Source organism: Streptomyces sp. SID11385 (genome assembly GCF_010548245.1).
Classification (GTDB): domain Bacteria; phylum Actinomycetota; class Actinomycetes; order Streptomycetales; family Streptomycetaceae; genus Streptomyces.
In genome coordinates this window covers 1-8,570 of sequence record NZ_JAAGLR010000541.1, presented here as the reverse complement: position 1 = coordinate 8,570, position 8,570 = coordinate 1, and the positions used below count along the sequence as shown (strand labels likewise).

Below are 8,570 nucleotides of genomic sequence, written 5' to 3'. Positions count from 1 at the left end.
GCCTCGGCGGCGAGCGCGCGGCGGGTCGCGGCACCCGGCCTGGCGCCCGGCGCGAGCGTCACGTCGCCGACGCGCGCGGCGCCCGTGTCGGCGCTCTCCAGGCCGAGGGCGATCCGGGCGAGGGTCGTCTTGCCCGACCCCGACTCGCCGACGAGCGCGAGCACTTCGCCGGGCGCGACGGCGAGCGAGACCCCGTCCACGGCGGGCCGCCCGGCACCGGGGAAGGTCCTGCCGACGGCGTCGAGCGCGAGGACGGCCGCCTCGGGCCGGGCGAGCGTCGCCCCGCCCAGTACGGAGCCGGTCGCCTCGTCCCGTACGGAGCCGGCCGCCTCGTCCCGCACCGGCGCGACCTCCCCCTCCCGCACCAGCTCCTCGATCCGTACGCACGCGCTCTGCCGCCCCTCCCCCGCGTCCGGCACCGGGGTGAGCGAGACCGGTCCCGCGCCGCACGCGTCCGTGGCGTGGGCGCAGCGGGGTGCGAAGGGGCAGCCGGGGGCGCGGTGGCCGGGGGCGGGGACCAAGCCGGGGAGTGCGGGGAGCGGTTCCTTGCGGGTGCGGACGGAGGGTTCGGCGGCGAGGAGGGCCGCCGTGTAGGGGTGGCGCGGGCGGGTGCGCAGGTCGGCGGGGCGGCCGTGTTCGAGGACGGTGCCCGCGTAGAAGACGTAGACGCGGTCGCAGACCTCGAAGGCGACGCGCAGGTCGTGCGTGATGAGGACGAGGCCCATGCCCCGGTCCTTGCCGAGGCGGCCGAGGAGGTCGAGCACGGCGCGCTGGCTCGCCGCGTCGAGCGCGGTCGTGGGCTCGTCGGCGATGAGCAGGTCGGGGTCGCCCGCGAGCGCGGCGGCGATGGCGACGCGCTGGCGCATCCCGCCGGACAGCTCGTGCGGGTAGCGGTCGGCGAGCGCGGCGTCGAGGCCGACCTCGTCGAGGCGGCGGGCGACTTCGGCGCGGCGCGCCTCCCGGGCCGCGCGGCCCCGCCCGGTGTGCTCGCGCAGCCCGTCGGCGATCTGGCGGCCGCACGTGAGCTGCGGGTGCAGCATCGTGAAGGGGTCCTGGAGGAGCAGCGTGAGGCGGCGTCCGCGCAGGGCGTGCCGGGCGCGGGGGCCGAGGCCGAGGACATCCTCGCCGTCCAGCGCGACCGTGCCGCCCGTGACGGACACGCCTTCGGGGAGGAGACCGGTGACGGCGCGGCTGGCGAGCGACTTGCCGCTGCCGGACTCGCCGACGACGGCGACGGCCTCGCCGCGCGCGACGTCGAGGGCGACGGAGTCGAGGAGGGCGAGGGGTGCGCCGTGCGCGCGGGCGGCGGCGACGCCGAGGCCGGCGACGTGGAGCAGGGGCGGGGCGGCGGTGGTCATGCGGACCTGCCTCGGTCGGTGAAGGATTCGAGCAGCCGGTCGCCGAGGAGGTTGAGCACGAGGGCGGCGAGCACGACGAGGACGGCGGGGGCGAGCGCGGCCGAGGGGTTGTCGTAGAGCAGGGTGCGGTTCTCGGCGAGCATGCGGCCCCAGTCGGGAGCGCCCGGCGGGACGCCGAGGCCGAGGAAGGACAGCGCGCTGAGCGAGACGATCGCGCCCGCGAAGTTGAGGAGCGTGTTGGCGACGACGACGGGCAGCACGTTGGGCCAGATGTGCCGGACCATCACGGTGGTACGGGAGAGACCGAGCGATTCGGCGGCCTCGACGTAGGCGAGGTGGCGCTGGCCCAGGACGGCGGAGCGCACGAGGCGGATGTCCCCGGGCGAGGTGAGGACGATGAGGACGCACACCGCGAGGGCGTACCCGCCGCCGCCGATGCCGGCGACGACGAGCGTGACGAGGAGTGCGGGCAGCGCGAGGAGGAGGTCGGCCCAGCGGCGGACGAGGGCGTCGGTCCAGCCGCCGAGGTAGCCGCCGAGCAGTCCGAGGACGTTGCCGAGGACCATGGAGCCGAGCGCGACAAGTGCCGCGCCGACGAGGGTGGAGCGGGCGCCCGCGACGCACATCTGAAGGATGTCGCGGCCGAGTTCGTCGGTGCCGAGCCAGTGGTCGCCGCTCGGCATCGCGACGCCCGTGACGAGGTCCTGTTCGTCCCAGTGCGGCAGGACCCACTGGCCGAGCGCGGCCATGGCGACGAGGAGGGCGAGCAGGACGCCGAGGACGACGCCGAAGGGGCGCGGCCGGAAGCGCCGGGTCCTCGTGGGAGCCGGGACGGGCGCCGGGGCGGTGGTGGTGGTCATGCGGCGGCCTCGTTCGCGAGCGGGGCGGTGCGGCGACGGGTGGTCGTGGCGGGGACACGCAGGCGCGCGTCGAGGAAGGGGAGCAGGAGGTCGGTCAGGAGCGTGACGAGGCAGACGAGCCCGGCGACGAGGAGCGCTTCGGCCTGGACGAGCGGCAGGTCGCGGAAGGTGATGGAGGAGACGAGGAGCTGACCGAGGCCCGGGAGGGCGAAGACCTCCTCGACCATCACGGTTCCGGCGAGCACGTAGGCGAGGACGAGCGCGGCCGAGGTGGTGACGGGCACGACGGTGCCGCGCAGCACGTACCGCAGGAGCGTCGCGCGCGGCACTCCCCTGGCGCGGGCGAAGACGACGTGGTCGCGGCCGAGTTCGGCGACGACGGCGGTGCGGGTGAGCTTGAGGAGCACGGCGGTGACGGCGAGGCCGAGGGCGAGCGCGGGCAGCACGAGGTGCTGGAGCCGGTCGCCCGCGCCGCCGTCGCCGGGGCCGTAAGCGGGGAACCAGCCGAGCATGAGCGCGAAGACGTAGATGAGGACGAGGGAGCCCGCGAAGGCCGGGGTGGAGAGGGCGATGACGCCGAGGCCCTGGAGGGTGCGGTCGGTGGCGCGGCGGGCGCGGAGCCCGGAGACGATGCCGCCCGGGATGCCGAGGACGAGGGCGACGGCGAAGCCGAGGCCGACGAGTTGCGCGGTGAGGGCGAGGCGGGAGCCGATCGCGGAGGAGACGCTTTCGCCCGTGCGGAGCGAGTCGCCGAGGTCGAGCCGGACCGCGTCGCCGATCCAGTGCAGGTACTGCGTGACGAAGGGGTCGTCGAGGTGGTTCCTGGCGCGGACGGCCCGGAGCGCCTCGGGGGTCGCGCCGCGCGGCCCGAGGAGGGTGCGCGCGGGGTCGCCGGGGGCGAGCTGGAGCAGGGCGAAGACGGCGACGGAGAGGACGAGGAGCAGGACGAGGGTGCCGCCGATCCTGCGCGCGACGTAGCGCGCGGGCAGGACGGGGGCGCGGCGGGGCGCGGTGGGTGTCGTCATCGTTCCTGTTCCCTGGCGGGGCCGCCGGAGGTGTGGGAGGCCGTGCCGGAGGGCGTTCGGGGGATGCCACCCTCCGGCACGGCGTCGTGGGGCCGGCCCGCCGGGGGCCGGGAGGGTGCCGTGCCGGGAGACGTACGGGGGAGTGTGTCTCCCGGCACGGCGGGTGCCGCGCCCGGGGCGTGACGGGGGAGTGAACGCCCCGGTGCGGCGGTCTGGTGGGCGGCGTGGGTGCCGTGGGTGCCGTGCGCGGAGTGCCGGTGCAGCCATCGCTCGACGTGTCCCGCGGCGTCGAGGAGCCGCCCGGGGTCGGTGAACTCGTGGCCCTCGTCCGGGTAGACGAGGAGTTCGGCGGGCGCGTTCCCGGCGGCCGTGAGGACCCGGTACAGCTCGTGGGCCTGGCCGATCGGGGTGACGCGGTCGGCGAGTCCGTGCACGAGGAGGGTCGGGGTGCCCGGGCCGCCGTGGGCGGCGACGGCGGAGGCCGCGTGGAGTTCCGCGAGCCCGGGGCCGATGCGGTACGTGTCGTCGTAGCCGCCGCCGATGACGCTCGTGTGCCGGAAGCTGTACCAGTCGGTGGGCGCGGAGACGACGACGGCGCTGGTGAAGAGGGCGCTGCGGGCGGCGGCGAGGGCGGCGAGGTAGCCGCCGTAGCTGTGGCCGAGGACGGCGGTGGCGCCGGGGTCGGCGAGGCCGCGCGCGTGCAGGTCGCGGACGCCGGAGAGGACGTCGTCGAGGTCGGCGCCGCCCGTGTCGCCGACGACGGCGCGGGCGTGGTCGAGTCCGTAGCCGCTGCTGCCGCGCGGGTTGGGGAGCAGGACGAGGTGTCCGGCGGCGGCGAGCGCGGGGCCGAGGCCGAGGACGTCGCCGGGCGCGTAGCCGCTGGTCCACTGCCAGGAGGGGCCGCCGTGGAGGAGGACGGCGAGCGGGCGGGGGCCTTCGTCGCCGTCCGGGGTGTCGAGGAGGAGGCCGTGGATCGTCGTGCCGTCGGGCGCGTGCCACGCGTGCGGGCGGCTGCGTACCCCGGCGAGGGCCGTGTCCTGCGCGTCGGCCGGGTTGAGGCGCGTGAGGGCGCGCCACTGCCAGGCGTGCGGGCCGCCGGTCGCGGCGACGACGGCTTCGGGGGGCGTCCCGGGGGCCTCGCGCACGGCGGTGACGAGGGCGCCGTCCGCGCTGTAGGAGAGGAAGGGCTGGTAGGCGGGCCCGGTGAGCGCGGCCTCCTCGGCGCGGTGGACGGTGACGGTGCCGTCGGGGGTACGGGTCCCGGCGCGGACGCCGGTCCCGGCGAGCCCGGCGAAGCGGAGGGTGCCGTCGTCGGCGAGGTCGCACCAGGTGGCGTCCTCGATGCCGGGGAGCGTCGTGCCCGTACCGGCGTCGAGGTCCAGGAGCACGGGGCGTCCCGCGACGATCGAGATGCCTTCGACGACGACGGCGTGGCGGCGGTCGGGGCTCAGGGCGGGCGCCGCGAGCTGGCCTTCGGGGGTGTGCAGGGTGCGCGCGGTGCCGTGCGCGAGGTCGAGCGCGACGCAGCGGGCGCGGTAGTAGCCGGCGGGCAGCGGGTCGTCCGAGACGGTCGCGACGGCGAGGTCCCCGCCGCGCCAGGCGACGTTCCACACCGTCAGGCCCGCCGGGCCGACCGGGCGCAGGTCCCCGGTGGCGAGGTCGAGGAGGTGCAGCGTGCGGTGGCCCGCGTCGGGGGTGTACCGCTCGGGGTCCGGCGCCCGGTGCAGGCGTACGGGGAGGCCGAGGTGCATGCCGTCGCGCTCGGCGCCGTCCGGGGCGACGAGGACCAGCGCGCGGGTGCCGTCGTCGGAGACGAGCAGGTCCTCCGCCTCGCCGGGGACGTGCGCGAGGAGGCGGCTCGTGCCGTCCCCGGCGTGCAGGCGTATCTCGGCCGGGCCGCCGCTCGCGGGGTCGGTGAGGTGCAGCAGGCCGGGGGTGCCCGGTATCCAGCGCGGCGCGTACCCCGGTATGCCGTCCTCGGCGCGGGTGGGCCGCTTCGGCTCCGCGTCGGCGGGGAGCAGGTGGATGCGGGGGCCCTCGGGGTGGAAGGCGGAGACGGCGACGGCCCGGCCGTCCGGGCGCAGCCGTGCCTCGCCCGGCTGCACGAGCCGCGACATGGCCGCGCGGACCCGGCGCGCGAGGCGGTGCGCGGGGCGCTCGGGGCCGGTGGCGGTGGGTGCGAGGCCGGGCATGACGTTCCGTTCGGTGGAGGGGCGGGGTGGGGGTCAGGCGGCCGCGCGGACGCGGGTCGCCCAGGGGCCGATGAAGCCGAAGGGGCCGGGTTCGAGGAGGACGTGCGCGGAGGAGAGCGCGGTCGCGGTCTGCGCCCACCACAGCGGGAGGTAGGGCAGGTCGGGCGCGGCGGTGGTGAGCGCCTTCATGAGGTCCTTGCCGCGTGTTCCCGGGTCCGTGTCCGTCTTGGCGCGGTCGAGGGCGCGGTTGACGGCCGGCTTGTCGTAGTGCGCGATGTCGGTGGCGACGGCGGCGGCGTTGAGGTAGGCGTCGGCGAGTTCGGCGGGATCGCCCGTGACGGGGAAGTACCAGAGGAACTGGAGGGGTTGTTTGCCCGAGCCGAGTTCGTTCACCCACTGCTCCAGGGTGATCTCCTTGACCTTGAGCGTGACGCCGATCTTCTTGAGCGCCCCGGCGAGGGCGAGCGCGGCCTTGCCGACCTGGGGGCCGCTCGCGGGGTAGTGGAGTTCGGCGGTGAAGCCGTGCGGCACGGAGGACTTGGCGAGTTCGGCGCGGGCCGCGTCGAGGTCGTGGCCGGGCAGGTCGATGCCCGCGTAGGCGGAGCGGACGTCGCGCGGGTTCATGAGGGAGCCCCACATGTCGCGCGAGGGCAGCGCGGAGGCGACCTCGGCCTTGCCGTGCAGGAGTCCGGTGACCATGCCCTCGCGGTCGGTGGCGTGGGCGATGGCGCGGCGTACGTGCGGGTCGTCGAAGGGCGCCTTCTTCGTGTCGAAGGCGAGGGCGACGACGGAGCGGTCCCCGGTGTAGGTGACCTCGGCGCTCGACTCCCAGGTGCGGGCCTCGTCGGGCGCGAGCTGGAGGGCGCCGTCGATCGCGCCGGACTTCATCGCGACGAGGCGGGTGCCCGCGTCGGGCACGAAGGAGAGGTCGAGGCGCTTGAGCGGGGGGCGGCTGCCCCACCAGTGCGGGTTGCGTTCCAGGCTCACGTGGTCGTCGGCGGCGAACTCCGTGACGCGGTACGGGCCCGTGCCGAGCAGGAGGGTTTTCGCGGTGCCGATCCTGCCCCGGTTGCGGCGCAGGAAGGCGCGGCTGCTGACGAGGAGCCCGCCGGGGCTCGTGTTCCACGCGAAGGAGCCGTCGGGTGCCTTGAGACGGATCGTCACCTCGTGGGCCCCGGTGACGCGCACGTCGCGGACGCCCGCGAAGGCGTAGGCGAGCGCGTTGCCGTTGCCGGGGTCGCGGATCTCCTCGATCGAGGCGAGGACGTCGTCGGGGGTGAAGGGGGTGCCGTCGGCGAAGCGGACGCCTTGGCGCAGGCGGTAGACGTACGTCTTCGGGTCGGGCTGGTGCCAGGAGGTGGCGAGGCCCGGGCCGAGTTCACCGCTGGGGCTCACGGAGAGCAGGGACTCCTGCGCGAGGCAGGCGACGGTGTAGTTGAGGACGCCGGACTCGCGGCCGACGTCGAGGCTGGAGAGCGAGGAGGGCAGGGCCAGGCGCAGCCGTTCGACGGGGACGTCCGCGCCGCGCGCGACGGGCCCGGGGCCTGCGGCGTCCTCGCGGCGCGGCGGGGCGCAGGCGGCGAGAAGAGAGCCCGCGCCGAGCAGGCTCGCCGCGGCCCCGGCGAGCCCGAGCACCCGGCGGCGGCTGAGCGCGCCCGCGCTCCTCGGTTCCATGGTCCCCGCCCGTCCCTCGCTCGCCGTCCACTCACACAACCCAAGTGGGCACGGACACTAGTCGAGCCGAGAGGGGACGTCAAAGCCCTGCTTATGGATACGGAAAGCGGGACCTGGAGGCAGCCCGGGGCGATTGATCCCGTTTCACGACTTTCGCCGGGGGCGGGAAGCGCACAGGAGGGCAGGGGGCGTGAGCAAGGCCACACCGGGGGCCCGGCCGGGCGCACACGACAGGGAGCGGGTGCCGCCCTCCCGTCACTCCGCGAGCAGTCCGCGCAGCAGTCGCGGCAGGGCCCACGCGTAGTCGTCGGCACCGGAGGGGGCGGCGGAGCCGTGACCCACCGGGTGGGCGTTGAGGAGGTGGCCGATCAGGAAGTCCCAGAGCGCGCGGTAGGCGGCGCGCGCCTCACCGGGAGCGAGCCCGGCGGAGGCGAGCAGCGCGAGCACCGCCTCCGCGAAGGGTGCGGCCTCGTCGACGACGTGGACCCCCTCGGCGATGATCCGCACCGCCCAGGGATGGGCCGCGAGCGCGTCGCGCGACTCCCGCCACAGGACTTCGAGACGCACCGCCGGGGCGCCCTCCGCCTGCCGCGCGGCGCGCGCGAGCGGGGTGAGCCGCTCGGCGACGTCACGGGCGAGGAGGCCGAGCAGTTCCTCGCGGTCGGCGAAGTGCCGGTAGAGCGAGGCCGGGCCGGTCCCGAGCGCGTGCGCGACGCGGCGCACCGTCAGCGCGTCGAGCCCTTCGGCGTCGGCGATCCGCCGCGCGGCGGCCACGATCAGCTCCCGCGACAGCGTGGCGGGCCGCCCGGCCCGCCGCCCCGCCCCCCGCGTCTCCTCTGCCACACGGCCACCTTACGGGCGCGGGCGCCCCACCTCCCGCGCACGACTGCCTCCGGCCGGCTTTGCCGCGCGCCTTCGCCGCGCGCTAACCTCCTTGGCGAACAGTGTTCGCAAATAGGCGCGGCCCCGCCCGCCGCCCCTCGTCCGTGCGCTCCGGCGCCGCTCCCACCCCGTGAGGTCGCCCGTGTCCACCGCTCCCCCGCCCGCACGTCACCGCGCGGCCGTCCGCCCCACGGCTCCCGCCGGAGGCGGCACCGCGCTCGCCGCGCTGGTGCTCGCCGTGCTCTCGTACTCGCTCGTGCAGACGATGCTCGTGCCGACGCTCGGGGTGCTCCAGCGGGCGCTGCACACGACCCCGGCGGCGGCCTCCTGGGCCGTCGTCAGCGCGCCGCTGCTCGGCAGCGCGGTGCTCACCCCGGTCATGAGCAGGCTCGGCGACGCGCACGGCAGGCGGCGCGTGCTGCTGAGCGTGCTCGGCGTGCACCTGCTCGCGACGGTGGGCGGCGCGCTCGCCTGGAACATCGGCGCGCTCATCGCCTTCCGGGGCGTGCAGGGCATCAGCCTCGCGCTGCTGCCGCTCTCCTTCGGCCTCGTGCGCGAGGCGCTGCCCGCACGCCGCGC

7 protein-coding genes are annotated in these 8,570 nt (G+C 76.5%); 1 reads left to right on the top strand and 6 read right to left on the bottom strand.

The window, feature by feature from the left end:
• From G3I42_RS38235 to G3I42_RS16515, 6 genes are all read right to left on the bottom strand, one after another.
• Nucleotides 1-1,358: oligopeptide/dipeptide ABC transporter ATP-binding protein (locus G3I42_RS38235; protein WP_164286731.1), on the bottom strand; the 1,358-nt coding region annotated here is incomplete at its 3' end.
• Complete coding sequence (locus tag G3I42_RS16535; protein ID WP_164286729.1) at nt 1,355-2,218, bottom strand: ABC transporter permease; 864 nt, start codon at nt 2,216-2,218, stop codon at nt 1,355-1,357. The genes G3I42_RS38235 and G3I42_RS16535, both read right to left, overlap by 4 nt.
• Nucleotides 2,215-3,243: an ABC transporter permease gene (locus tag G3I42_RS16530; protein WP_164286727.1), complete on the bottom strand. Its 1,029-nt coding sequence runs from the start codon at nt 3,241-3,243 to the stop codon at nt 2,215-2,217. The genes G3I42_RS16535 and G3I42_RS16530 overlap by 4 nt, the downstream gene beginning before the upstream one ends.
• Nucleotides 3,240-5,435, bottom strand: coding sequence for a prolyl oligopeptidase family serine peptidase (locus G3I42_RS16525; protein ID WP_239096495.1), 2,196 nt, complete (start codon nt 5,433-5,435; stop codon nt 3,240-3,242). The genes G3I42_RS16530 and G3I42_RS16525 overlap by 4 nt, the downstream gene beginning before the upstream one ends.
• 33 nt (nt 5,436-5,468) lie before the next feature.
• A complete protein-coding gene (locus G3I42_RS16520) occupies nt 5,469-7,109 on the bottom strand; it encodes an ABC transporter substrate-binding protein (protein ID WP_164286725.1) in 1,641 nt (546 codons plus the stop codon).
• Nucleotides 7,110-7,364: 255 nt separating this feature from the next.
• Nucleotides 7,365-7,952 (bottom strand): TetR/AcrR family transcriptional regulator, encoded by a 588-nt coding sequence (locus G3I42_RS16515; protein ID WP_164286723.1) that lies wholly within the window; start codon nt 7,950-7,952, stop codon nt 7,365-7,367.
• Between the two features lie 181 nt (nt 7,953-8,133).
• On the opposite strand from G3I42_RS16515, the gene G3I42_RS16510 reads away from it, so the two are divergent.
• A partial coding sequence (locus G3I42_RS16510; protein WP_343244564.1) for an MFS transporter occupies nt 8,134-8,570 on the top strand: 437 nt, incomplete at its 3' end.